This window comes from Janthinobacterium sp. SUN211 (assembly GCF_030587315.1).
Lineage (GTDB): Bacteria > Pseudomonadota > Gammaproteobacteria > Burkholderiales > Burkholderiaceae_D > Janthinobacterium > Janthinobacterium kumbetense.
Genome location: NZ_JAPWIC010000001.1, coordinates 334,894 through 360,136 on the forward strand (window position 1 = coordinate 334,894; position 25,243 = coordinate 360,136).

Here is a 25,243-nt window from a genome sequence, read left to right on the forward strand (position 1 = left end):
TGGCAAGTCCTGCTTGCCGGGCGCTGTATAAAGTATTCGAGGTAGTCATGGAAGAACTGGAAAAATTTGTCAACGGCTTCAGCCTGTTTCAGCAGCAGTATTTCAGCGAGCCGCAAACCTTGTATGACAGCCTGCGCGACGGGCAGCGGCCCTCGACCTTGCTGATCGGCTGCTGCGATTCGCGGGTCGATCCCATGCTGCTGACGGGCAGCGATCCGGGCGACATGTTCGTCGTGCGCAATATCGCCAACCTGGTGCCGCCGTGCACGCCCGACGCGCCGCCCGGCGTCAGTTCGGCCATCGAGTTTGCCGTCTGCAAGCTGGAAGTGGCCAGGGTCATCGTGCTCGGGCATGCGCGCTGCGGCGGCATCCGTGCGCTGCTGGAACCGCAGCCGCGCGCGGAAGGCCAGGAAACGGACTTCGTGGGACAGTGGATGCGCATTGCTGAACCGGTGGCGCAACGCGTACGGCGCGAGCTGGCGCACCGCTCGTCGGCGGAACAGCACCATGCGTGCGAACTGGCCAGCATCCTGCAGTCGCTGGACAACCTGCTCACCTACCCATGGCTGAAACGGCGGGTGGAGCAGGGATTATTGAAATTGCATGGATGGTATTTCGATATCGACAGCGGGGCGCTGATGGCGTATTCGGCGCGCCAGCAGCAGTTTTTGCCGCTGGTCTGTCCCATCGAAAGGGCGCGCCACCTTCACGAGCGCCCTTGGCCGGATTCAGCTAAAACGTAACAAAACCCCGCTGCGGTCAAACGCCAGCAGGCTGTCGATGCGGCCTTGCTCGATGGCTGTCACCATGGCGCGCAGGGGCGCTTCGCATTCCTGCGCCGCCGGCGGCTGGCCATCCTGGCCCGCCAGCCCCGCCACGAAGACCACGTCCCAGTGCGTCTGCATCTGTTTCGACTCTTCCTTCAATGTTTCAAAGCTGTCCAGTTCCTCGGGCAGCTTGTCGGCGCACATCACGGGCGTGAGGGACTTGCCCTGGCCGCCAGGCTGGGCCTGCGCCTGGGTAAAGGTGAACAGCAGGCGTTGCGGCTGTTCCTGGTTGCGGGCGCTGCGCAGCAGGCTGGCGTAATCGGTAATCGACATGGTGCTCTTTCTCTGTGTTGAACGATGACGACAGGTATACCGCAGCGCCGCCTTGCCGCCCATAGGCAATAGTGACTATCCGGGTGACTACGCGCCTATGCATTCCTGGTGCCGGAAACCGACTTCTTGCCAATACCGCCGGGCAGGGCACATCGATAGACTGTTTGTATCGACGCTTGAGCCATCCTGCTTGCAGCGTTTTTTAAGACCTGGCGCCGCTGCCTGCGGCGCAATGTGGAGGTAGCATGAGTCACTTTCTGGACCGCCTGAAATTTTTTAGCAAGCCCGCCGAGCCGTTTTCAAACGGCCATGGCACCGTGGTCGATGAAGACCGTACCTGGGAAAACGCCTACCGCCAGCGCTGGCAGCACGACAAGATCGTGCGCTCCACGCATGGCGTGAACTGTACCGGCTCGTGCAGCTGGAAGGTGTATGTCAAGAATGGCCTGATCACCTGGGAAACCCAGCAAACCGATTACCCGCGCACGCGGCCCGACCTGCCCAACCACGAACCGCGCGGCTGCCCGCGCGGTGCCAGCTATTCCTGGTACGTGTATTCGGCGCAGCGCGTGAAATACCCGATGGTGCGCGGCCGCCTGATGGAAATGTGGCGCGAAGCGCGCAAGACCATGGACCCCGTCACGGCCTGGGACTGGATCAGCCAGGACCCCGTGCGCTCGCAGCAGTACAAATCCATCCGCGGCCTGGGCGGCTTCGTGCGCGCCACGTGGGACGAATCGAATGAAATCATCGCCGCCGCGAATGCGCTGACGATCAAGAAATACGGCCCGGACCGCGTTGTCGGCTTTTCGCCGATTCCCGCCATGTCCATGGTCAGCTATGCCTCCGGCACGCGCTACCTGTCGCTGATCGGCGGCGTGGCCCTGAGCTTCTATGACTGGTACTGCGACTTGCCGCCGGCCAGCCCGCAAGTGTGGGGCGAACAGACGGACGTGCCGGAATCGGCCGACTGGTACAACTCGACCTATCTGATGGTGTGGGGCTCGAACGTGCCGATGACGCGCACGCCGGACGCCCACTTCTACACGGAAGTGCGCTACAAGGGCACGAAAACCGTGGCCATCTCGCCCGACTACGGCGAAATGGTGAAGTTCGGCGACATCTGGCTGGCGCCGAAGCAGGGTACGGACGCCGCGCTGGCGCTGGCCATGGGCCACGTCATCCTCAAGGAATTCCACTCGGAAGGGCAGAGCGCCTACTTCCGCGACTATGCGCGCCAGTACACGGATTTCCCGATGCTGGTCCTGCTCAAGGAGCATAACGGCACCCTGGTGCCCGACTACTTCCTGCGCGCTTCGCACCTGGACAACAACCTCGACGAAACCAACAATCCGGAATGGAAAACCCTCGTCATCGATGAAACCACGGGCGCCATCACGGCGCCGGCAGGCTCCATCGGCTTCCGCTGGGGCGAATCGGGCAAGTGGAACCTGGAGCAGAAGGCGGGCGGCAGCGGCGAACCTATCGTGCCGATGCTCTCCATGATCAACGACAGCGACGCCGTCACGGAAGTGGGCTTCGCCTACTTCGGCGGCAAGGATGCGTCCGACATGCTGCTGCGCAAGGTGCCGGTGAAAACCATCCGCCTGGCCGACGGCAGCACGGGCCTGGTGACCACCGTGTTCGACCTGACCCTGGCCAACTACGGCATCGACCGTGGCCTGGGCGGCGAAAACGTGGCCGAAAGCTATGACGATGACGTGCCGTACACGCCAGCATGGCAGGAGAAGCACACGGGCGTGAAGCGCGCCGACGTCATCACCGTGGCACGCCAGTTCGCGGAAAACGCGGACCAGACGCGCGGCAAGAGCATGGTCATCGTGGGCGCCGGCCTGAATCACTGGTACCACATGGACATGACGTACCGCGGCATCATCAACATGCTGATGATGTGCGGCTGTATCGGCCAGTCGGGCGGCGGCTGGGCCCATTACGTGGGCCAGGAAAAACTGCGTCCGCAAACGGGCTGGACGCCTTTGGCCTTCGCCCAGGACTGGGTGCGCCCGATGCGTCAGATGAACGGCACCTCGTTCTTCTATGCCCACACGAGCCAGTGGCGCCATGAAAAGCTGGAAACGGGCGACATCGCCTCGCCATCGGCGGCCGGGGGCACGGGCGACCTGACCCTGCTTGACTACAACGCCAAGGCCGAGCGCATGGGCTGGCTGCCATCGGCGCCGCAACTGCAAACCAATCCGCTGGAAGTGGCCAAGGCCGCGAAGGCGGCAGGGCAGGCGCCGGCCGCATATGCGCTCGACCAGATCAAGGCGGGCCAGCTGCAATTTTCGTGCGACGACCCGGACAACCCGGCCAACTTCCCGCGCAATATGTTCGTCTGGCGCTCGAACATCCTCGGCAGCTCGGGCAAGGGCCACGAGTACTTCCTGAAATACCTGCTCGGCACGCAGAACGGCTTGCTCAGTGACGAAGACGACTGCATCACGCCGAAGCAGGTGAAGGTGCGCCCGGCCGCCGAAGGCAAGCTCGATCTGCTGGTAGTGCTGGACTTCCGTATGTCGACCACGTGTCTGTATGGCGACGTGGTGCTGCCGACGGCCACCTGGTATGAAAAGGACGACTTGAACACGTCGGACATGCATCCGTTCATCCACCCCTTGTCGGAAGCCGTGCAACCCTTGTGGCAATCGAAATCGGACTGGGAAATCTACAAGGGCATCGCCGAGAAATTCTCGGAAATCGGCGGCGAGCTGCTGGGCACCCAGCAAGACATCATTTTGACGCCGCTGATGCACGACACCCCGGGTGAACTGGGGCAGCCTTTCGATCCCAAGGATTGGCGCGCGGGCGAATGCGACGCCATTCCCGGCAAGACCATGCCGAACATGACGGTGGTCGAGCGCAATTACCGCGACGTCTACAAGAAATTTACCTCGATCGGTCCGCTGCTGGAAACCATCGGCAACGGCGGCAAGGGCATTTCCTGGAAAACGGGGCATGAAGTCGAGGTCCTGCGCGGCATCAACCGCACGGTGCTCGACGAGGGCGTGTCGAAGGGCCAGCCGCGCCTCGATACGGCCATCGATGCGGCCGAAATGATCCTGTCGCTGGCGCCGGAAACGAATGGCCACGTGGCCGTGAAAGCCTGGGCCGCGCTGTCCGCCATCACGGGACGCGAGCATACTCACCTGGCGCTGCCGCGCGAGCATGACAGCATCCGCTTCCGCGATGTGCAGGCGCAGCCGCGCAAGATCATTTCCTCGCCTACCTGGTCGGGCCTGGAAAGCGAAGAAGTCAGCTACACGGCCGGCTATACCAACGTGCATGAACTGATCCCATGGCGCACCCTGACGGGCCGCCAGCAGTTTTACCAGGATCACCTGTGGATGCGCGATTTTGGCGAGGGGCTGTGCGTGTACAAGCCGGCCATCAACACGAAGACGACGGAAGCGCTGCTGGGCACCAAGCCGAACGGCAACAAGGAACTGGCGCTGAACTTCCTGACGCCGCACCAGAAGTGGGGCATCCACTCCACGTATTCGGACAACCTGCGCATGCTGACCCTGTCGCGCGGCGGACCGCACGTGTGGCTGTCGGAAACCGACGCGCAGACGGCCGGCATCGTCGACAACGACTGGATCGAGGTGTTCAACGTGAATGGCAGCCTGACGGCGCGCGCCATCGTCAGCCAGCGCATCCCGGCCGGCATGACGATGATGTACCACGCCCAGGAAAAGATCATCAACGTGCCTGGCGCGGAGATGACGGGCAAGCGGGGCGGCATCCATAACTCGGTGACGCGCGCCGTGCCCAAGCCGACGCACATGATCGGCGGCTACGCACAACTGGCGTACGGCTTCAATTACTACGGCACGGTGGGCTCCAACCGCGATGAATTCGTATTGGTGCGCAAGATGAACAAGGTCGACTGGCTCGAAGGCCCGTTGCAGGAAGAAGGAGCATAGTATGAAAATCAGAGCGCAAATCGGCATGGTGCTGAACCTGGACAAGTGCATTGGCTGCCACACCTGTTCCGTCACCTGCAAGAACGTGTGGACCAGCCGTGACGGCGTCGAGTACGCATGGTTCAACAACGTGGAAACCAAGCCAGGCATCGGCTATCCGAAGCAGTGGGAAAACCAGGACAAGTGGAATGGCGGCTGGCGCCGCACGGACGCGGGCAAGATCGAGCCGCGCCAGGGCAGCCGTCTGAAAATCCTGGCGAATATCTTCGCCAACCCAAACCTGCCCGCCATCGACGAGTATTACGAGCCGTTCACCTACGACTACGAGCACCTGCAAAGCGCGCCGCTGTCGCAGACGCCGCCGACGGCCCGTCCCATCTCCGTGCTGACGGGGAAAAAGATGGAGAAGATCGAGTGGGGCCCGAATTGGGAAGATGACCTGGGCGGGGAATTCGCTCAGCGCAGCAAAGATAAACTGTTCGACAACATGCAGAAGGAGATGTACGGCACGTTCGAAAACACCTTCATGATGTACTTGCCGCGCCTGTGCGAGCATTGCCTGAACCCGACGTGCATGGCCTCCTGCCCGTCCGGCTCCGTGTACAAGCGCGAAGACGACGGCATCGTGCTGATCGACCAGGACAAGTGCCGCGGCTGGCGCATGTGTATCTCCGGTTGCCCGTACAAGAAGATTTACTACAATTGGTCCTCCGGCAAGGCGGAGAAGTGCACCTTCTGCTTCCCCCGCATCGAAGCGGGCCAGCCGACCGTGTGCTCGGAAACGTGCGTGGGCCGCATCCGCTACCTGGGCGTGCTGCTGTATGACGCCGACAAGATCGAGGCTGCCGCCTCCGTGCCGCAGGAGCAGGACCTGTACCAGGCGCAGCTCGACCTGTTCCTCGATCCGCACGATCCGGCCATCATCGCCGAGGCGCGCCGCCAGGGCATTCCCGACCTGTGGCTGGAAGCTGCCGTCAAGTCGCCCGTCTACAAGATGGCCGTCGAGTGGAAGGTGGCGTTCCCGCTGCATCCGGAATACCGCACCTTGCCGATGGTGTGGTACGTGCCGCCACTGTCGCCGATCCAGGCGGCCGCCGAATCGGGCAAGCTGGGCGTGAACGGCATGCTGCCGGATACGCAAAGCCTGCGCATTCCCGTGCAGTACCTGGCCAATCTGCTGACGGCCGGCGACCAGCCGCCCATCGTCTCGGCGCTGGACCGCATGCTGGCCATGCGTGCCTACATGCGCAGCAAGACCGTCGAGAAGGTGGAGAACCTCACGGTTCTGAAACAGGTGGGCTTGACCAAGGCGCAGGTGGAGGACATGTACCACATCATGGCCATCGCCAATTACGAAGACCGCTTCGTCATCCCCAGCAGCCACAAGGAAATGGCCGAGGACAGCTTCAACGAGAAGGGTTCCTGCGGTTTCAGCTTCGGCAACGGCTGCTCGGACGGCACCAGCGAACCGACCTTGTTCGGCAAGAAAAAGCACGGTTCGGCCATCTTCATGCAGATGCCGAAGTCGCGCAAAACGGCGCCTGGCGCCTAAGGAATCGATATGAACAACCCGATGAACCATTATCACATCCTCTCGCGCCTGCTGCTGTATCCGGAGCCCGAGCTGATCGCGCACCTGCCGCAACTGGACGCTGCGCTGGCGGCTGTGCCGGAACAGCACGCGCTGCTGCGGCCCTTGCTGGCGCACCTGGAAAGCAGCAGCCTGATCGACCTGCAGCAGCAGTACGTGGCCACGTTCGACCGCAATCCGTCGCACTCGCTGCACCTGTTCGAGCATATCCACGGTGAATCGCGCGACCGGGGCCAGGCCATGGTCGACCTGATGGAGGAATACAAGCGCCACGGCCTGCAAATGGTGGGCGACGACTTGCCCGACTTCGTGCCCCTGTTCCTGGAGTTCCTGGCACAGCTCGACGAGGCGGCTTCGGCGCCGTTGCTGGGCGACGCCGTCCACGTGCTGGCGCACATCGGCCGCAAGCTGACGGCCAACGGCAGCCCGTATGCGCCCGTCTTCACCTTGCTAGAACGCCTGAGCCCCGTGGCGGCCGAAATGCTGGCCGAACCGCCGGTGCGCGACATGGATGAAGCGCTGGAAACCTTCGGTCCCGGTGCGGACGGCGTCGAGCCGTTGCTGCGCCAGGGTCAGGGCCAGGTCGCGGGCGGTGTCCATCCCGTGCATTTTCACCCGCAGCCGCGGCGCGCCGCTTAATTGGCCGCCTGCGTCCGCATGAGGAGAGTACATCATGAGTAATTATTTGCATCAATTTGTGTATGGCATTTATCCATACATCGCGCTGGCCATCTTTTTCCTGGGTAGCCTGATCCGTTTCGACCGCGAGCAATACACGTGGAAGTCCGATTCCAGCCAGCTGCTGCACCGCGGCAGCCTGCGCCTGGGCAATATTCTGTTCCACATCGGCATCATCGGCCTGCTGTTCGGCCATGCGGCCGGCTTGCTCACCCCCGTCTGGGTGTGGGATACGCTGGGCGTGTCGCATGGTCTGAAGCAGGGCGTGGCCATGGCGGCCGGCGGCGTGATGGGCGGCCTGTGCCTGGCCGGCATCCTGATCCTGCTGGTGCGCCGCTTTTCCAATGAGCGCTTGCGCGCCGTCACCACGGCCGGCGACAAGCTGGTGATGGTGTGGATCCTGCTGACCTTGCTGCTGGGACTGTCGTCGATCTTCGTCTCCGCTTCGCACATGGATGGCCACATGATGGTCTTGCTGATGAACTGGGCGCAGCACATCGTGACTTTCCGCGGCGACGCGGCCAGTTTCATCGTCGATGCGCCGCTGGTGTTCAAGCTGCACCTGTTCATGGGTATGTCGCTGTTCGTCATCTTCCCGTTCACCCGCCTGGTGCACGTGTGGAGCGGCTTTGGCGCCATCGGATACCTGGGTCGCGCCTATCAGTTGGTGCGCCGCCGCTAAGAAAGGAGTCATCATGGGAATTTCCGTCAATGGCATCGATATCGACGATGCCGACATCGCGCAGGAATTGCCGCATCACGACGGCGCCGGCAATCCGCTGAAACAGGCCGTGCATGAACTGGTGCTGCGCCGGCTGCTGCAAGACGAGGTCGAACGCCTCGGCGTGCAGGGCGGCAGCCTGGACGACCGCATCGAAGCGCTGTTCGCGCAGGAAGTGCGCGTGCCGCCCGCCGACGATGCGGCTTGCCGCACCTTTTATGCGCAGCGCCCGCAGCTGTTTAGCAGCGGGGCGCTGGTCGAGGCGCGCCACATCCTGTTCCAGGTGACGCCGGAGGCGCCTTTGGAACTGCTGCGGGCCACGGCGCAAGCCGTGCTCGATGCCCTGAAGCTGGCACCCGAGCGCTTCGGCGAACTGGCGGCGCAGTATTCGAACTGCCCCTCGGGCGCCCTGGGCGGCAACCTGGGCCAGCTGTCGCCGGGCCAGAGCGTGCCGGAGTTCGACGCGCTGCTTTTCCGCCTGGAAGAGGGCGCGCTGGCTGGCCATTTGCTGGAAACGCGCTTCGGCTACCACATCGTGCAGGTGCTGCGCCGGGTCGAAGGCCAGGCCATCGCCTACGAGGCGGTGCAGGCGCAGATCGCCGACCGCCTGTCGCGTGCCGCGTGGCAGCGCGCCGTGCACCAGTATCTGCACTTGCTGGTGGGGCGCGCGGAGATCGCCGGCATCGAGCTGGAAGGCACAGCCAGTCCGTTAGTGCAATAGACCGGAAGGCGTAGGCCGCTAGGCCTTCTGGGGCACAGCCAGATCGTGCCCCAGCCTTTACAATCAAGGAAGAAACAGGAGTAGCGTCATGGGTAGCGTCAAGTTGCAGGACCGTTTTGGCCGTTCGATCGATTATGTGCGGCTGTCCGTCACCGACCGCTGCGATTTGCGTTGCAGTTATTGCATGCCCAAGGGCTTTCGCGGTTTCGAAGAGCCGAAGGACTGGCTGACGTTCGACGAGATCGAGCGCCTGCTGGGTATTTTCGTTCGCCTCGGCACGCGCCGCGTGCGCCTGACGGGCGGCGAGCCCCTGTTGCGGCGCAACCTGCCGGAGCTGGCGCAGCGGCTGTCCGCGCTGCCCGGCTTGCAGGATTTGTCGCTGTCGACCAATGCCACGCAGCTGGGCAAGCATGCCGTGGCCCTGCGTGCGGCCGGCGTGGACCGCATCAATGTCAGTCTCGATTCGCTGGACCGCGCCTGCATGCAGCAGATCACGGGGCGCGACAGCCTGCAGCCGATTCTGGACGGCCTGATGGCGGGCAAGGGGGCCGGTTTCGATCCGATCAAGATCAATATGGTGGCCATGCGCGGCGTCAATGATAGCCAGATCGAGGCCATGGCGGCCTTCTGCATCGAGCAGCAGTTCATCCTGCGCCTGATCGAAGCCATGCCGATGGGCAGCACGGGCCGCAATGCCCGCTACATGCCGCTCGGTCCCGTGCGCGAACGCCTGGCGGCCCGATTTGGCCTGGTGCCGCAGGCGATGGAGCTCGGTGGCGGGCCGGCGCGCTACATGGCGACCCCCGACGGGCGCTCGAGCATCGGTTTCATCACGCCCATGTCGCAGCACTTTTGCGCCACCTGCAACCGCGTGCGCCTGTCCGTCGATGGTACCCTGTACCTGTGCCTGGGCCAGGAAGAAAAATTCGCCTTTGGCCCCATGCTGCGCGGCGGGGCCACGGATGCGGAGATCGAGGCGGCGATCCGTGCCGCCATCGAACTCAAGCCGCAGCAGCACGATTTCAATACGCAGCCGGACAAGATTATCCGTTTTATGGCCCAAACCGGAGGCTGAACGGGGCGGTGCCAAGTAAAGGGTGTATGAAATTTAAAGCGATGTTTTCCTCCTGGCAGAAGCTGTCGACCAAGATCGTCGGCGCGCTGCTGCTCATGCTGGTGCTGGCCCTGAGTGCCATCGGCTGTACCCTGTTCCTGTCGTGGCAGCTCGAAGGCAGTTCGGCCGCCATCAACGAGACGGGCCGGCTGCGCATGCAGACCTACCGCCTGACCCTTTTGCTTGCCAGCGACGCGGGCGAGCAGGCGCGCCAGCAAGTGCTGCTGATCGACGAGACCCTGGCCAAGATCGGCCATGGCGACCCGCAGCGCCCCTTGTTCCTGCCGCCCAGCAGCGCCATCAAATCCGAATTCGAACGCATCGGCACCGCCTGGCGCGGCGCCCTGCGTCCGGCCGCCCTGGCCGCCGATTCCAGCCTGCGCGCGCGCCAGTTCGAGCATGACGCCGATACCTTCGTCGGCCAGGTCGACCAGCTGGTGCGCCTGATCGAACACGATAGCGAACAGCGCACCTTCTGGCTGCGCGCCTCGCAACTGATCCTCGTCGGGATGGCCGTCATCGGCACGGTCAGCATGATTTACCTGATGTTCATGCTGATCATCGAACCGGTTACGCGCCTGCGGCTGGGCATGCAGCGCATGAAGGAACGCGATTTCAGCGTGCGCCTGGCCGTCGAGAGCAATGACGAATTCGGCCAGCTGGCCAGTGGCTTCAACCAGATGGCCGACCGCCTGCAGGCGCTGTACGGCAACCTGGAAGAGGGTGTGCGCAGCAAGACGGCCACGCTGGAATACCGCAACCGCGAACTGGCGCTGCTGTACGAAAGCGCCGCCTTCCTGCAGCGCCCGCAGCCGCTGGAAGACATCTGCGGCGGTTTCATGCAGCGCATCGTCGACTATTTCGAGGCCGACGGCTCCACCGTGCGCGTGCTCGACGCCGAGCGGGGCAACCTGCACATGGTGGTGCACCACGGCCTGTCCGAAGAACTGGTGGCGTCCGAGCATTGCCTGAAGGTAGGCGACTGCCTGTGTGGCACGGCCGTCGAGATGAAGGTGGCGAAGGTGCACGACATGCGCCGCATCGACAAGGCGCACGAGCTGCGCTGCCACCGCGAGGGCTTTGCCACCGTCTCCGTCTTCCATATCCACGCGCACGAACAGCACCTGGGCTTCTTCAACCTGCATTTCCGCCATGCCCGCGTGTTTTCCGCGCGCGAGCTGGCCTTGCTGGAAACGCTGGGCCAGTTGCTGGGCATCGCGCTGGAAAACCTGCGCCTGGCCGCGCGCGAACGCGAAATGGCCATTTCCGAAGAGCGCAACCTGGTGGCGCAGGGGCTGCACGACAGCATCGCGCAAAGCCTCAATTTCCTCAACCTGCAAGTGCAGATGCTCGACGACTCCGTGCGCAACGCCCGTTTCGACGAGGTAGCGGGCATCGTGCCGGCCCTGCATGCGGGCGTGAAGGAAAGCTATGAAGACGTGCGCGAACTGCTGGCCAATTTCCGCAGCCGCCTGATGGAAGATGACCTGATCGGCTCCCTGCGCGCCGCGGTGGACAAATTCCGCCGCCAGACGGGCATCGACGCCGAACTGCTGGCCGATGTCGACGGCGCGCCATTCCCCCGCGAGCAGCAATTGCAGTTATTATTCATCGTGCAGGAAGCGCTGTCGAACATCCGCAAGCACGCCCAGGCCAGCCACGTCGAGGTGCGCCTCGCCGACCACCAGGACTTTACCTTGACGATCAGCGACAATGGCGTCGGCTTCGACGCTTGCGCCGTGCTGGAAAAGGGCGACAGCCATGTCGGCATCCACATCATGCGCGAGCGCGCGCAGCGCATCGAGGCCACGTTCGACGTGCACGCCTGTCCTGGCGGCGGCACCACCGTCGAACTGCATTTGTCGCGCGAGCAGCGCCGCGCCGCCTAAGTAACCACCTGAAAGTACAAAAAATGGAGACTCCCGATAAACCGATCACCGTCATGCTGGTGGACGACCACGCGCTGTTCCGCAGCGGCATACGCTCGCTGCTGCAGCGGCATACGGACTTTTCCGTCGTGGGCGAGGCGGCCGATGGCGTGGAAGGCATCAAGCGCGCCATCCAGCTGCAGCCCGACGTGGTGCTGCTGGACCTGAACATGGCCGGCATGTCCGGCGTGGAAGCGCTGCAGCTGATGCAGCACGATTGCCCGGACACGGCCATCGTCATGCTGACCGTGTCCGAAGACGCGGAAGACCTGGCGACGGCCTTGCGCGCGGGCGCCTGCGGCTATCTGATCAAGAATATCGACGCCGATTACCTGGTGCGCGCCATCCGCCGTGCGGCCGCCGGCGAAGTCGTCATCGCCGAAGCCATGACGGGCAAGCTGGTGGCGCAGCTGCAGGCGGGCACGCGGCGCGAGGAGCCCGTGTCGGAACTCGACAAGCTCACGCCGCGCGAAAAGGAAATCATCGACTGCCTGTCGCGCGGCGAGAGCAACAAGGGCATCGCCCGCACGCTGGACCTGGCCGAAAGCACGGTCAAGATCCACGTGCAGAACGTGCTGAAAAAACTCAACCTCACCAGCCGCGTGCAGGCGGCCGTGTACGCGGTCGAGCACCGCCAGGGCAAGTAGCCTGCGCCGGCGGCTAGTCCTTGCGGGCTAGCCGTCTAATCCTTTTGCCGATGGCGGCAGCTGTGCTTTTAAAGTAGTATATTGAATATATCTTTAAATGCGAGTCCATCATGGCCATCACCCCGATCAGCGAACCATCTCCTTCTCCCGCCGCCCCCGGCGCTGCGCCCTGGCATGCCGGCCACGCCGTCTGGCAACTGGGTTTCCGCCCGTTTTACCTGCTGGCGGCCGTGTTTGCGGCCATCAGCATTCCCCTGTGGCTGGCCAGCTACTTCGGCGTGCTGGCGGGCGGCTTGCACGTGGGGCTGGGCTGGCATATGCATGAAATGGTGTTCGGCTTCGCGCTGGCCGTCGTCGTGGGCTTCCTGTACACGGCGGGACGCAACTGGACGGGCTTGCCCACGCCGCATGGCGCGCCGCTGATGGCGCTGGCGGCGCTGTGGCTGGCGGGGCGCGTGGCCATGCTGTGCGGGCCAAGCCTGCTGACGGCGCTGGTCGACTGGCTGTTCCTGCCGCTGGCCGCCTGGCCCCTGTATCGGGTGCTGCGCCGCTCGGGCAATACGCGCAACCTGTTCCTCGTCGGCCTGCTGGCCTTGCTGGCGCTGGCCAACGGCCTGTTCCACGCGGCTGTGCTGGGCTGGCTGCCGCTGTCGCTGTTCCTGCCCGTGCAGGCGGCCATCTTCATCATCGTGCTGATCGAATCGGTGATCGGCGCGCGCGTGATCCCCATGTTTACCCGCAATGGCGCTCCGGGCAGCACGCCGGTGGCCAGCCCGCGGCGGGCCTTGATCGCCGTGGCCTGCATGGCGGCGGCCGCGATCGCGTGGCTGGCCGGCGCGCCGGCCTGGCTGACGGCGCCGCTGGCTTTCTGCGCTGCCGGCGTCTCGCTGGCCAACCTGCTGGCCTGGCAGCCGCAGCGCACCCTGGGCGTGCCGCTGCTGTGGATACTGCACCTGTCGTATGCGTGGATAGGCATCGGCTTCGCGCTGCTGGCGGCCGCCAGCCTGGGCCTGCTGCCGGCCAGCGCCGCGTTTCACGCGCTGACGGTGGGCTCGATGGCGGGCCTGATCATCGGCATGATGACGCGCACCACCCTGGGTCATACGGGGCGGCCGTTGAAAGGCGGCAGGGCGGAAGCGGCGATGTACTGGCTGATCCAGCTGGGCGCGCTGGCGCGCCTGCTGGCCGCCGTCGGTCCCGCAACGCTGGCCATGCCGCTGCTGCTGGCAGCGGGCGCCTGCTGGTCGCTGGCCTTTTGCCTGTATGCGTGCGTGTATGCGCCGTACCTGTGGCGCGCCAGGGTGGATGGCCGCGAAGGCTAAGCGTCAGAAAGGGCGCCAGGCCAGCAGTTTCCTGATTTCCGGCGTCCAGTAAGACAGCGATTCGCCCACGACGAATAGCAGCAGCCCCAGCATCAAGGCTCTCAGCAGCAAATCCCTGCACCAGATCATGGCGTCTCCCAAAATTTCATATTGGCAAGTTTATCATTGGCATGCCCGGCCATGTTGCGTTTTTGGTACGGGCGCCTGGTCGGGCGGCGGCGTCCGTGCCGTGAAGGCGGCGACAGCCTCGAGGGCGTGCGCCAGCGCCTGCTCCAGTGTGTCGAGCGCGGCGGCCGCATCGTCGCCGGCGTGCAGCAGCTGTTCGGCATGCCGGGCCGCATGCAGGGTGGCGGGCAGGGCCAGGCTGCCCGCCTCGCCGGCCAGCTTGTGCGCCAGCGCGGCCGCGTCGCCGCGCGCATCGGCCGCCAGCAGCGCCCGCATGGCGCCGACCGTGTCGCCGTAGGTGTTGCTAAAACGCGACAGGTGCTGGCGGTAGGGCGCTTCGTCGAGCCACTGCGCCATCCCTTGCGCCAGGTCGATCGCAGGCGCCGCGCCGGCCGGCGGCTCGGTCATTGCCATTTCGGCCGTGACAGGCTGCAGGGCAGGCAGTCCTTGCGCATGACGCCGGTGCGCGCGCGCCACCAGGGCGATGGTCTGCGGCACGTCGAACGGTTTGCTGATGAAATGGTTCACGCCCGCTTCCAGTGCCGCCGTGCGCTGCGTCTGGAAGGCGCCGGCCGTCAGCGCCACCACGGGCAAGTCCTGGAACTGCGGCAACTGGCGCAGCGCGCGCGTCGCCTGCAAGCCATCCATGACGGGCATCTGCACATCCATCAGCACGATGTCGACGTCGGCGGGGTGGGCGAGCAGCCAGTCCAGCGCCTGCTGGCCGTCGCAGGCGAACGAGGGCACGGCGCCCTGGTCGCACAGGATATGCCTGACCACGTCGCGGTTGATTTCGCTGTCGTCGACCACCAGCACGCGCACGCCGGCCAGCTGGCGCTCTTCCAGCGGAGCCAGACTGGCGTCCAGGCCGGCGTCCCTGGCGCGCTGCTGGCGCGCAGCCATCACCGCGTTGTACAGGCTGGAAGCGGTCACCGGCTCGTTGAGGATGGCATCGGCGGCATAGACCGGGTCGGTGCGCCGGCGTGCCGGCGCCATTGCCGGCGCGCCGCTGGCGGCCAGGATGACGACGGGGCAGTCCTGCGGCGGCAAGTATTCGCGCAGCGCGCGCGCCGTCGCTTCGCCGTCCAGGTCCGGCATGCGCGCGGCCAGCACCACGACGCCGGGCCGCTCGCCCTCGGCGCAGGCCAGCGCATAATCGAGTGCCGCCTGGCCGCCGGACACGGCATGCACGCTCCAGCCCAGGCCGCGCGCCACGGCGTCCACCGCCTCGCGCGTGCCGGCGTTGTCATCGGCCAGCAAGACATGCAGGCCCTGCATGTCGGGCGAGGACAGGGCGCCGGCGGGCATCAATTGCAGGGGCACCGTGAAACTGAATTCGCTGCCCTGGCCCAGGCCGCTTTTCAGCTGCAGGGTGCCGCCCATCAGGTGGACCAGCTGGCGGCAGATGGTCAAGCCCAATCCCGTGCCGCCGAAGCGGCGCGTGGTGGAACTGTCGGCCTGGGCGAAGGCGGAAAAAATCGCTTCCTGCACCTCGGGGGCGATGCCGATGCCCGTGTCGCGCACGCAAAAGCGCAGCACCGCGGCGTCGCCGTCGCGGCTGTCCAGCGTGGTCAGCAGCTCGACCGTGCCCTGCGGCGTGAACTTGATGGCATTGCTGCCCAGGTTGACCAGCACCTGCTCCAGCCGCAGCGCGTCGCCCAGCATGTGGTCGATACCGTCGGGCAACGGCCCGATCCGCACCTCAATCGGCTTGTCGTGCGCGGCAACGCCCATGCTGGCGGCAATCTTTTCGATCACCTCGGCCAGGCGGAACGGCGCCTGCTCGATGCGCATGTGGCCGGCCTCGATTTTCGAGACGTCCAGCACGTCGTTGATGATGCCCAGCAGGGATTGGCCGGCGGCGCGGATCTTGCGCGTCATCAACAGTCCATCTTCATCCAGGCGGCCCCTTTCCAGCAGCCAGGCCATGCCGAGGATGGCGTTCAGCGGCGAGCGGATTTCATGGCTCATGTTGGCGAGGAATTCCGCCTTGCTGCGGTTGGCCGCTTCGGCCCCGTCGCGCGCCAGCAGCATGGCCGCCTCGGCCTGCTTTTGCGCGGAAATATCCTGGGCAAAGATCAAGGTGGCCGGCCCATCCTTGAGCATCACGCGCGTGCTGGTCTTGAGGGTGGGCACGGGCCGGCCCTGCTTGTCGAGGCCGACGGCTTCAAATACCTGTTCGCTGGCCGAATCGGCCTGGATCAGCGCCTCGTTGCTTGCCAGCGCCACTTGCGAGTCGGCCGTGAGCATGGTGCGCCAGGCCAGGCCGCTCAGGTCATCCTCGGGCGCATAGCCATGCAGGTGGCGGTAGCGCGGGTTGGAATACACGAAGCGCCCATGGCGCAGGATGGCGATCGCCACGGGCGCATCTTCGATCAGGGTGCGAAAGCGCGTTTCGCTGTCGGACACGGCTTGCATGGCCTGGCGCTCCCTTTCCTGTTCCACCTGCCAGGCCGCCTGCTGCCGGCGCCGCCGCTGGCTCCAGAACAGCAGGCTGGCCGCGGCCAGCGCCAGCATGGCAAAACCGAGCACGTAGCCCAGCGCCTGGCGCCGCAGGGGGGCCGCGATGGCCGCTTCTTCGCGGCTCAGGCCGATGATCAGGGCGCGGTCCATGTGCAGCGCGGCGGGGGCGATGGTTGCCATCGCCATGACGCGGGGGGAGGCGGACCCGCCGGCGCCGGCAATCTCGACGCCGCTCAGCACGCCCGCCTGAAAGCCGCTGTCGCGAAAGCGCCGCAGGAAGCTGCCGGGCGCGTCCACATTGCCGCCATTGGCGTTCCTGGGGGGATAGTTCAGGAATTGCCGGCCGTCGCCATGCACGACCACGGCCCAGACGTCGGCCGCATACATGGCGGTGCGGAACTTGGCCGTGAAATAGTCGGGGTCGAAGGTGGCCACGACGACGCCGGCAAAGCGGCCTTGCCGGTCCTGCACCATGCGCGCCGCCGTGATGACCAGGTCCCGCTTGAAGGACAGGAAAGGTGCCGAGATGTACAGCATGCGCGCATCGGGGGCGTCGCGCGCCGTCTGGAAGTAGCCGCGGCGCGAAAAATCCTGGCCGGCCAGTTCCGGGATGTTGGTGGCGACCGGCTTGCCGCCGGCATCGATGACCAGCATGGTGCGCACGCCCGGCATGGCGTCGACCAGCGCGGCCAGGCGCCGGGGCAGCGCTTGCCCGGCGTCGGGCGCGGCGCCGGCGGCAAGATAGTCGCGGATCACGCCGTCGAGCACCAGGTTGGTCGACGCCAGGTCGACTTCGATATTTTTTGCCAGCAGCGCCGTCAGCACGCTGAGCCTTTCGCGCTCGGCCGCATCGTGCCGCGACGCTTCGGCCAGGTGCGCGTAGGCGAGGGCGGCAGCCACGATCAGCAGCCCGAGGAGCAAAAACAGCCATTCGATCAATCGCCTGTGCACTGCCGCCGCGTCTGTGTGGTAGGTCATGTGGCGATGCTATACCCGATATGCACGGAGAACAACTTTTGCGCATGACTACGCAGGTGATAGTGTGGTCAATTTGCCGCCAGGCGGCCGCCGCGGGCTAGCGCGCCAGCCAGCGTTCCACCATGGCGCGCAACTGGGCGGCCGTGAAGGGCTTGGACAGGTAATCGTCCATGCCGGCCGCCGCGCAGCGCTGCCGGTCGTCGTCGGTGACGCCGGCCGTGAGGGCGATGACGGGCAGGCGCGGCGCGCCGCTGGCCGCTTCGCGGGTGCGCAGGGCCTGGCACGCCTGGTAGCCGTCCATGACGGGCATCATGCAATCCATCAGGACCAGGTCGTACTGCTGTCCGGCCAGCGCCTGCAGGCCCAGCGCGCCGTTCTCCGCCGTGTCGATGGCGTAGCCGCAGGTACCCAGCTGCAGGCACACCAGCTGGCGGTTCAGCGCCGTATCCTCGACCAGCAGGATGCGCGCGCCCGGCGCTATCTCCTGCTCCGGCGGCTTGGCGGCATCCGCTGGTGCCGCGCGCTCCTGCAGCGCCAGCACCGTGGCCGCGTCGCGCTCCTGGCGCCGCAGCAGGGCCAGGATCAGCGCGACGGCCGCGGCCAGCACGAGCAGGCTGACGACGGCCGCGCCGCCCATGGTGAGCAGCATGCGCCGCCAGCCCGCCAGGTAGACGTCGTCCGTCACGGTCACGTTGATGGCCAGCGGATAGTCGCGCACCAGCCGTATGGCGGCCAGGCGGTCGACCGCGCGCCCCTGGTCGGCCGCGCGCGGCGAGTCCACCTGCAGCACGCCATCGGTCTTGCCCTGTTCCAGCAGGCGGTAGGTGCTGCCCGTCAGGTTGCGCTTGCCCATCATGGCGGGTACGGCCGGCCAGCGGGCCAGCAGCCTGTAGTCGCTGCGGTACAGGGAAAAGGCCGTGTGTTCGCCGATGCTGGTGTTCTGGAAGAATTTGCTGAAGAAGTCGCACGACAGGCCCACCAGCACCACGCCCAGGAAGCGGCCGTCCGTGCCGCTGATGCGCCGGCTGATATAGAAGGTCCAGGCGCCATCGCCCTTGTTTTGCACGGGCGCGCTGACATGCATGCCGCCGTCCGGGTGGCGCCGGTGATACTCGAAGTAATCGCGCTCGTCGAGGCGGAGGGGCGGCGCGGGAAAGGCGCGGCTGAAGGCCAGCACCTTGGCATCGCCGCCGATGATGGACACCCCGTCCACTTGCGGCACGCCGCCGATCTTGTGTCGCAGCATCTGCTGCATGGCCGGGGTGCCGACGGCGGCGGCCAGCGCTTGCGCATCCGCCGGGGCGGCGGCATCGATGTCGCGGCTGACGCCGTCGAGCACCAGCCTGGCCGCCGTCATGCTCTGCGCCGTGTTTTCCGCCAGCAGCAGCGACAGCTTGGACAAGTCCTGCTTCCAGTCATCGACGGCTTCGCGGTGCAGCAGCACGCCGGAGACGACGATGCGCAACGCCAGCAGGCCCACCAGCACCAGGCCCACGACGGCCGCCGTGGTGCGCGGCCGATAGCGGTGCACCAGGCGCAGGGCGGCCTGGCGCGCGTTCATGCCTGCGCGCCCGTGTAGTCGAGCATGCTGCGGCGTACCTCCTGCTCCACGGCGCCGACCAGCGCCGCCGTCTCATCGAGCCAGTTCGCTGCCGGCACACCCTGGTGGCGCACCAGCTGCTCGAGTGCCGCCAGGCGCGCCGCCAGGGCGCTGGCGCCCAGCAGGACGACGGTGCCGCGCAAGGTATGGCAACTGTGCACGATGGCTTGCGCCGCGCCGCCGCGCACGGCCTGCTCGACGCGGGCAAACATGGCCGGCGCCGTATCGAGGTAGGTCTGCGACAGGGCGCGGAACATCTCCAGGTCGCGGCCGGTGGCCTGGAACAGCACGGCAGGATCGATGTGGCGATAGGCTGGCATGGCGGCTCCGTGGCGGGGGGAAGGCGGTGGCCGGCTAGGCGGCCAGGCTGTTGCGCCGCGCATGGCCGGCGCAGCAGGCGCGCAGATAGCCGCGCAGTTCGTCGTAATTGACGGGCTTGGCAAAAAATACCACGCCGGGCGGCACGCCGCCCCGTTCTTTCAGTTCCTCCGGCGTCAGGCTCGACAGCATGGCGATGTGCATGTCCGCCAGCAGCGGGTCGGCCAGGATGGTGCGGATCACCTCGTAGCCGTCGATGCCTTCCATGATGATGTCGGCCAGCAGGATGTCGGGCTGGTCGCGGGCGATTTCCATCAGCGCCTGGTAGCCGTTTTCGCAAAAGCGCAAGTCCGCCTGCAAGCCCCAGGAACCGATCTGCTTTTCATACAGCGCCCGTTCGATCGGGTTGTCTTCGATGACGAGGATGGACGGCGGGCGGCCGGACGGGGCGGGGCGGTTGGCGCGTGCGGCGCGCTGGTCCTGGCCCGGCTGGCCGGGATTGCCCTTGTAGGCTTCGACGGCCGCGAGGGGAATGCGCCGGTGGCCGCCCTTGGTCTTCCAGGCTTCGATCACGCCGGCCTCGACCAGTTGCTGCACCGATGTGACCGAGATGCCGAGGATTTCGGCGGCCTTTTGGGTAGTGCAAACGTCTGCAGTGTGCATGATGGGCTGTCTGGTCGCGGATGAAGTTGAAGGAGATGATACGCAATCGCGCTCAAAAAATCAATTTTAACGAATTAGATGAATTCAATAAAAACCTGGCTGGTTCAGGGTCGGGCAGGCGCGCCACGCCGATGCCCGCGCTCATGGCCGGCTGCCTGCGCCGCTGCGCTCCTCTGCCAGCACCGCGCCCGTTTGCAGGGCCGTGACGGCTTGCGACAGTGTGTCGAGCGCCATTAGCAGTTCCGCATGCAGGCGGCGCAGCGCGCCGATATCGTTGGCAAAGCCCGCATGCACGGCCTGGCGCGCCAGCGCCTGCAGGGGGAGCAGGCCCATGGCCAGGCTGCCGTCGAGAATTTCCTGCGCCAGCACGCGCGCCGGGGCGGTCCGCTCGCAGCGCAGCGCATGGGCGATGCCGGCGAGGCGGTCGCGCGTCTCGGCCACGAACAGGGCCAGAATCTCGCCCTGCAGGCGCCGGTCGTGGCCGAACATGGCGTCCAGGCGGGCCAGTTCGAATGGCGGCGCGCCCGGCGCCCTGGGCGCTTGCGGCGGCGGTGCGCTGTCAGTCCCCCTGGCCGGCGGGGCCGCTTTGCGCATCTGCAGCAGTTGATGCAGGTCGGACGGCGCGCTGCCGCTGGCCGCTGGCGCGCGGCCGGCCTGGCGCCAGCGGGTGCGGCGCCAGAGCAGGGCGGCCAGCAGCAACAGTAAGCCTGCCAGCGCCAGCGCCGGGCGCATCAGCGACAGCTCTTCGCAGCGCAGGAAGGGGTGGATGGAGAGAAAGGCATTCATGGCGGTGCTCCGGTGCGGACGATGCGCGTGATCCTACGTGAGGGCGGACCTAAAATACTTCCCAGTCGCCGGCATCGGCGCCGGCCGACGCCGTGTTCCCGGCCTGGCCCGCGTGGCGCGTGGCGACCAGCCTGAGCGTGGCCTTGTGCTGTGCGGGCCGCCGGGCGGCAGGCGCGCGGGGCGCCGCGCCGGCTTGCCCTTGCGCCAGCTTGAAGGTGCCCACCACGCCGGCCAGCTTGGCCGCCTGTTCCTGCAGCGATTGCGATGCCGCCGCCGCTTCTTCGACCAGGGCCGCATTCTGCTGCGTGACTTCATCCATCTGCGCGATGGCGCGGTTGATTTCCTCGATGCCCGTGCTTTGCTCCACGCTGGCGGCCGAGATTTCGCTGACGATGCCGGTGACGCTGCGTACCGTGTCGACCACTTCCGTCATGGTCGCGCCGGCTTGCTGGACCAGCTTGCCGCCTTGTTGCACCTGTTGCACGGAGTCGCCGATGAGTGCCTTGATTTCCTTGGCGGCGGCCGCCGAACGGTGCGCCAGGTTGCGCACTTCGGTGGCCACGACGGCAAAGCCGCGTCCCTGTTCCCCGGCGCGCGCCGCTTCCACCGCCGCGTTCAGGGCCAGGATATTGGTCTGGAAGGCGATGCCGTCGATGACGCCGATGATGTCGGCGATCTTGGTGGACGAGCTGTCGATCGCTTGCATGGTGCGGATCACGTCGCCCATCACTTGCCCGCCCCGCTGCGCCTGATCCGAGGCGCTGACGGCCATTTGCCGGGCCTGGCGGGCGTTGTCCGCATTCTGCCGCACGGTGGCCGTCAGTTCTTCCATGGCCGAGGCGGTTTCTTCCAGCGAGCCGGCCTGCTGCTCCGTGCGCGCCGACAGGTCCAGGTTGCCCGCCGCGATTTCGCTTGACGCCGTGCCGATGGTGTCCGTGCCGGCACGCACTTCGGCCACGATGCGCACCAGGCTGCCGCTCATCTCCGCCAGGGCCGTCATCAACTGGCCCACCTCGTCGTGCGAGGCGGCGCGGACCTGCACGCTGAGGTCGCCGCTTGCAATGGTGCGGGCCACGCCGATGGCGTCGGCCAGCGAGGCGGCGATGCGCCGCGCCAGCAGCAGGCCCATGCCGGCCACCAGGGCCGTCACGGCCAGGGCCAGGCCGCTGGAAATCCAGCGCGCGCTGGCCGCGGCCGCGGCGCCGTCGGCAGCCCCCTTGGCGGCCAGGGTTTCGTTGTAGCGGTGATGGGCGGCGAGGGCGTCGACCAGTTCCTTGATCAGGGGTTGGCTTTCCATCAGCAAGTCGCGTGCGGCGTCGAGTTCGCCCGCCTTCGACAGCGCCAGCACCTTGTCGCGCACGGCGTCATAGCGCAGCAGCACGGCACGGTCCGTGGCCAGCAGCGCCTTGTCTTGCTCGTCTGAAATGTTTTCCTTTTCATACTGGTCGAGCGCCTTGCCGACCGCCGCGCGCGCCTCGTTGATGCCCGCTTCCAGTTTGTCGCGCCTGGCGGCGTCCTTGCTGGCCATGTGCTGCCAGACGGCCGTGCGCATCTGCGTGAACGGCACGAACGCCCGGTTCAGGGTCAGCAGGCTGGGAACGGTGTTGACGGTGGCATAGCTGGCCGCCGTGTACACGCGGTCCATCTGGTAGATGCCAAAGCCCGCCAGGGCGGCCAGTCCCAGGACGACGGAAAGGATCAAGACGTACAGCCGTTTAGCGATGGTCATGATGGGCGCCGCTCCAATGAAGTGAAATTCAAGAAAAATACTTTGCCTGGATGAGTTTTTTCATTTTACGCCAAAAATTTGTTTTATTCGAGAAATTTGTTGTTTATCTATTTTAATTTATGTTTTTCATCAAAATCGCATCGTGGAAGCTGGCTGAACGCGCATGTCGTGTATAAAAAGCCACACGGCACGCGGCGGGCGTTCTGGCGTGTGGCACGCTTTGTCAATTAGTGAAAAAATGCAATTTCATTGATTGCCATCAAATACGGTGCGCAGGCGCGTGCCGCCGACTGACTCTTGTAAAGGAGCATCATGACTGCCTCTGCCCGGCCTGCACCCTTGCTTGTCATCACCGCAGTCATCTTTATCTTGCTGGGCCTGGCGCTCGTTGGCGGCGGCGCCTGGCTCGTCAGCCTCGGCGGTTCCTGGTATTACGTCGTGGCGGGTATCGGCATGATAGTTGCCGGTGTGCTCGTGTGGAAAAGGCGGCGCAGCGCCCAGCTCTTCCTCGCGCTGCTGCTGTTCGGCACCCTGATCTGGTCCGTGATCGAAGTGAAGTTCGACTGGTGGCAATTGCTGCCGCGCCTCGATATCTGGTTCGCCGCCGCCGTCTGGCTGCTGCTGCCGTTCATCGACCGCCGCCTCGATCCGCCGCTGATCGCGGGCGCAAAGCCGCGCGATGCCGGCAAGAGCGCGCTGCTGGCGGCCGTCGTGGTGACGGCTGCGGTGGGCGTGTTCTCGCTGTTCCAGGATTACTACACCTTGCACGGCGAAGTGCCGGCCGAGAACATGGCCGCCGCGCCCGCAGGCGATTTCGCGCCCGGCGTGGCGCCCAACGACTGGGCTGCCTATGGCCGCTCCGGCTATGGCGACCGCTATGCGCCGGCCGCGCAGATCACGCCGGCCAACGCGGCGCAGCTGAAACAGGCGTGGGTCTACAACACGGGCGACTTCAAGGGGCCGACGGATCCGGGCGAGATCGCCAATGAAGTCACGCCGCTGAAAGTGAACGGCATGCTGTACCTGTGCACGCCGCATAACATCGTCATCGCGCTGGACCCGGACACGGGCAAGGAGCTCTGGCGCCACGATCCGAAGATCAACCGCGACGCGTCCAGCTACCAGCACATGATCTGCCGCGGCGTTGCCTACTGGGACGTCAATGCGGGCCGCGCCAAGGACAGTCCGGCGCCGGAAGCGGCCAGCATGGAATGTCCGCGCCGCATCTTCGCGCCCACCATGGATGCGACCTTGATCGCCGTCAACGCCGATACGGGCGAAGCGTGCAAGAGCTTTGGCGAAAATGGCGTCATCGGCTTGTACCACGGCATGGGCATGAAGAAGCGGGGCTTCCTGATGCCGACGTCGCCGCCGGCCGTGGCGCAAAACGTGGTGGTGATGGCCGCCAGCGTGACCGACAATTTTTCCACCGAGGAGCCGTCTGGCGTGATCCGCGGCTACGACCCCGTCACGGGCAAGCTGATGTGGAACTGGGATGCCTCGAACCCGGACGACACGGCGCCGATTGCCGATGGCAAGACGTACACCAACAATTCGCCGAATTCCTGGGGCGTGTCCAGCGTGGATGAAAAGCTGGGCATGGTGTACATCCCGATGGGCAACGAAACGCCCGACACGTGGGGCGGCAACCGCAACCCCCATGGCGAGAAATACAATAGCGCCATCGTCGCGCTGGACCTGGCGACGGGCAAGGTGCGCTGGGTGTACCAGACCGTGCACCACGACATCTGGGACATGGATATCGGCGGCCAGCCCACCCTGGTCGACATCGACACGCCGAAAGGCAAGGTACCGTCCGTGGTGGCCACGACGAAACGCGGCGATATCTATGTGATCGACCGGCGCGACGGCAGCCTGGTCGTGCCGGCGCCGGAAAAACCCGTGCCGACGGCCAACGCGGCCCCCGGCGACAAGCTGTCGCCCACGCAGCCATTCTCTGCCCTCACTTTCTTGCCCGAGAAAAACATCAGTGAAACGGATATGTGGGGCACGACGCCGTTCGACCAGCTGGCGTGCCGCATCATCTTCCGCCAGCACCGCTATGAAGGGCCGTTCACGCCGCAAACGGTGGCCGAAGGCAAGATCAAGGGCGCCATCATTTCGCCCGGTCCGCTCGGCATCTTCGAGTGGGGCGGGGCGGCCGTCGATCCCGTGCGTCAGTTGCTGCTGGTCAACCCCGACTACATGGGCTTCCTGGAACGCCTGGTGCCGCGCGCGCAAGCCAATGCGCCGGGCGGCACGGGCACGGAAATGGGCTTGCAGCCGCAGACGGGCGTGCCATTCGCCGTGGAAATCAAGCCCTTCCTGTCGCCGCTGGGCTTCCCATGCCAGGCGCCGCCCTGGGGCTATATCGCCGCCGTCGACTTGCGCACGATGAAAAAAGTGTGGATGCACAAGAACGGCACCACGCGCGACAGCGCTCCCGTGCCCATCGCCTTGCCGCTGGGCGTGCCCAGCCTGGGCGGCATCAGCACCACGGGCGGCGGCGTGGCTTTCCTCAGCAGCACGCTCGACTACTACATCCGCGGCTATGACGTGCGCAACGGCAAGACCGTATGGAAAGCCCGCCTGCCGGCCGGCGGCCAGGCCACGCCGATGAGTTATGTCTCCGACAAGACGGGCAAGCAATATGTGGTGGTGATGGCCGGCGGCCACGGTTCGCTGGGCACGAAGATGGGCGACAGCCTGGTGGCGTTTGCCTTGCCGGACGAGGCGGTGAAGGAGGCGGGGAAAGGGAAGTAAGAAGAGAGGTAA

At 65.6% G+C, this 25,243-nt stretch carries 19 protein-coding genes; 11 read left to right on the forward strand and 8 right to left on the reverse strand.

The features are described 5' to 3' along the window. The first annotated feature begins 47 nt into the window (after positions 1-47). The gene (locus O3301_RS01375) at positions 48-743 is read left to right on the forward strand and encodes a carbonic anhydrase (RefSeq protein WP_077403725.1); all 696 of its coding nucleotides are present in this window, start codon (positions 48-50) and stop codon (positions 741-743) included. Here O3301_RS01375 and O3301_RS01380 read toward each other — a convergent pair. After that, positions 729-1,100: a ribonucleotide reductase subunit alpha gene (locus O3301_RS01380; protein ID WP_305055280.1), complete on the reverse strand. Its 372-nt coding sequence runs from the start codon at positions 1,098-1,100 to the stop codon at positions 729-731. The genes O3301_RS01375 and O3301_RS01380 overlap by 15 nt on opposite strands. A gap of 245 nt (positions 1,101-1,345) precedes the next feature. Here O3301_RS01380 and O3301_RS01385 point away from each other — a divergent pair, with 245 nt between their 5' ends. The 9 genes from O3301_RS01385 (at position 1,346) to O3301_RS01425 (ending at position 13,766) form a co-directional block, all read left to right on the forward strand. Beyond that, a complete protein-coding gene (locus O3301_RS01385) occupies positions 1,346-5,044 on the forward strand; it encodes a nitrate reductase subunit alpha (RefSeq protein ID WP_305055281.1) in 3,699 nt (1,232 codons plus the stop codon). 1 nt (position 5,045) lies between these two features. Next, complete coding sequence (gene narH / locus O3301_RS01390) at positions 5,046-6,596, forward strand: nitrate reductase subunit beta (RefSeq protein WP_305055282.1); 1,551 nt, start codon at positions 5,046-5,048, stop codon at positions 6,594-6,596. A gap of 9 nt (positions 6,597-6,605) precedes the next feature. After that, a complete protein-coding gene (gene narJ / locus O3301_RS01395; RefSeq protein WP_251348989.1) occupies positions 6,606-7,274 on the forward strand; it encodes a nitrate reductase molybdenum cofactor assembly chaperone in 669 nt (222 codons plus the stop codon). Positions 7,275-7,308: 34 nt separating this feature from the next. Then, the gene (narI, locus tag O3301_RS01400) at positions 7,309-7,995 is read left to right on the forward strand and encodes a respiratory nitrate reductase subunit gamma (protein WP_289905217.1); all 687 of its coding nucleotides are present in this window, start codon (positions 7,309-7,311) and stop codon (positions 7,993-7,995) included. Positions 7,996-8,008: 13 nt separating this feature from the next. Next, complete coding sequence (locus O3301_RS01405; protein WP_099664216.1) at positions 8,009-8,755, forward strand: peptidylprolyl isomerase; 747 nt, start codon at positions 8,009-8,011, stop codon at positions 8,753-8,755. Positions 8,756-8,843: 88 nt separating this feature from the next. Further along, positions 8,844-9,830 (forward strand): GTP 3',8-cyclase MoaA, encoded by a 987-nt coding sequence (moaA, locus tag O3301_RS01410; protein ID WP_251348986.1) that lies wholly within the window; start codon positions 8,844-8,846, stop codon positions 9,828-9,830. Positions 9,831-9,856: 26 nt separating this feature from the next. Further along, on the forward strand, positions 9,857-11,758 hold the full coding sequence (locus O3301_RS01415; protein ID WP_305055283.1) for a type IV pili methyl-accepting chemotaxis transducer N-terminal domain-containing protein: 1,902 nt from the start codon (positions 9,857-9,859) through the stop codon (positions 11,756-11,758). 23 nt (positions 11,759-11,781) lie between these two features. After that, complete coding sequence (locus O3301_RS01420) at positions 11,782-12,444, forward strand: response regulator (protein ID WP_034781594.1); 663 nt, start codon at positions 11,782-11,784, stop codon at positions 12,442-12,444. A 110-nt stretch (positions 12,445-12,554) separates the two neighbouring features. Then, positions 12,555-13,766, forward strand: coding sequence for an NnrS family protein (locus O3301_RS01425; RefSeq protein WP_305055284.1), 1,212 nt, complete (start codon positions 12,555-12,557; stop codon positions 13,764-13,766). Between the two features lie 3 nt (positions 13,767-13,769). Here the strand turns inward: O3301_RS01425 and O3301_RS01430 are convergent, their stop codons facing one another. The 7 genes from O3301_RS01430 to O3301_RS01460 all read right to left on the reverse strand — a co-directional run bounded on the left by O3301_RS01430 (position 13,770) and on the right by O3301_RS01460 (position 22,468). Further along, entirely contained in the window at positions 13,770-13,895 is a 126-nt protein-coding gene (locus O3301_RS01430) for a hypothetical protein (protein WP_257218626.1), read from the reverse strand. 33 nt (positions 13,896-13,928) lie between these two features. Further along, positions 13,929-17,372: a response regulator gene (locus tag O3301_RS01435; RefSeq protein ID WP_305055285.1), complete on the reverse strand. Its 3,444-nt coding sequence runs from the start codon at positions 17,370-17,372 to the stop codon at positions 13,929-13,931. A gap of 97 nt (positions 17,373-17,469) precedes the next feature. Then, positions 17,470-18,933: a response regulator gene (locus O3301_RS01440; protein WP_305055286.1), complete on the reverse strand. Its 1,464-nt coding sequence runs from the start codon at positions 18,931-18,933 to the stop codon at positions 17,470-17,472. Then, positions 18,930-19,292, reverse strand: a complete 363-nt coding sequence (locus tag O3301_RS01445; protein ID WP_305055287.1) for an Hpt domain-containing protein — start codon at positions 19,290-19,292, stop codon at positions 18,930-18,932. Before O3301_RS01445 ends, O3301_RS01440 begins: the two co-directional genes overlap by 4 nt. 34 nt (positions 19,293-19,326) lie before the next feature. After that, on the reverse strand, positions 19,327-19,953 hold the full coding sequence (locus O3301_RS01450; RefSeq protein ID WP_305055288.1) for a response regulator: 627 nt from the start codon (positions 19,951-19,953) through the stop codon (positions 19,327-19,329). Positions 19,954-20,094: 141 nt separating this feature from the next. Further along, positions 20,095-20,739, reverse strand: a complete 645-nt coding sequence (locus O3301_RS01455; RefSeq protein ID WP_305055289.1) for a hypothetical protein — start codon at positions 20,737-20,739, stop codon at positions 20,095-20,097. 49 nt (positions 20,740-20,788) lie between these two features. After that, entirely contained in the window at positions 20,789-22,468 is a 1,680-nt protein-coding gene (locus O3301_RS01460) for a methyl-accepting chemotaxis protein (protein WP_305055290.1), read from the reverse strand. 312 nt (positions 22,469-22,780) lie between these two features. On the opposite strand from O3301_RS01460, the gene O3301_RS01465 reads away from it, so the two are divergent. Further along, the gene (locus tag O3301_RS01465) at positions 22,781-25,231 is read left to right on the forward strand and encodes a membrane-bound PQQ-dependent dehydrogenase, glucose/quinate/shikimate family (RefSeq protein WP_305055291.1); all 2,451 of its coding nucleotides are present in this window, start codon (positions 22,781-22,783) and stop codon (positions 25,229-25,231) included. Positions 25,232-25,243 lie beyond the last annotated feature (12 nt).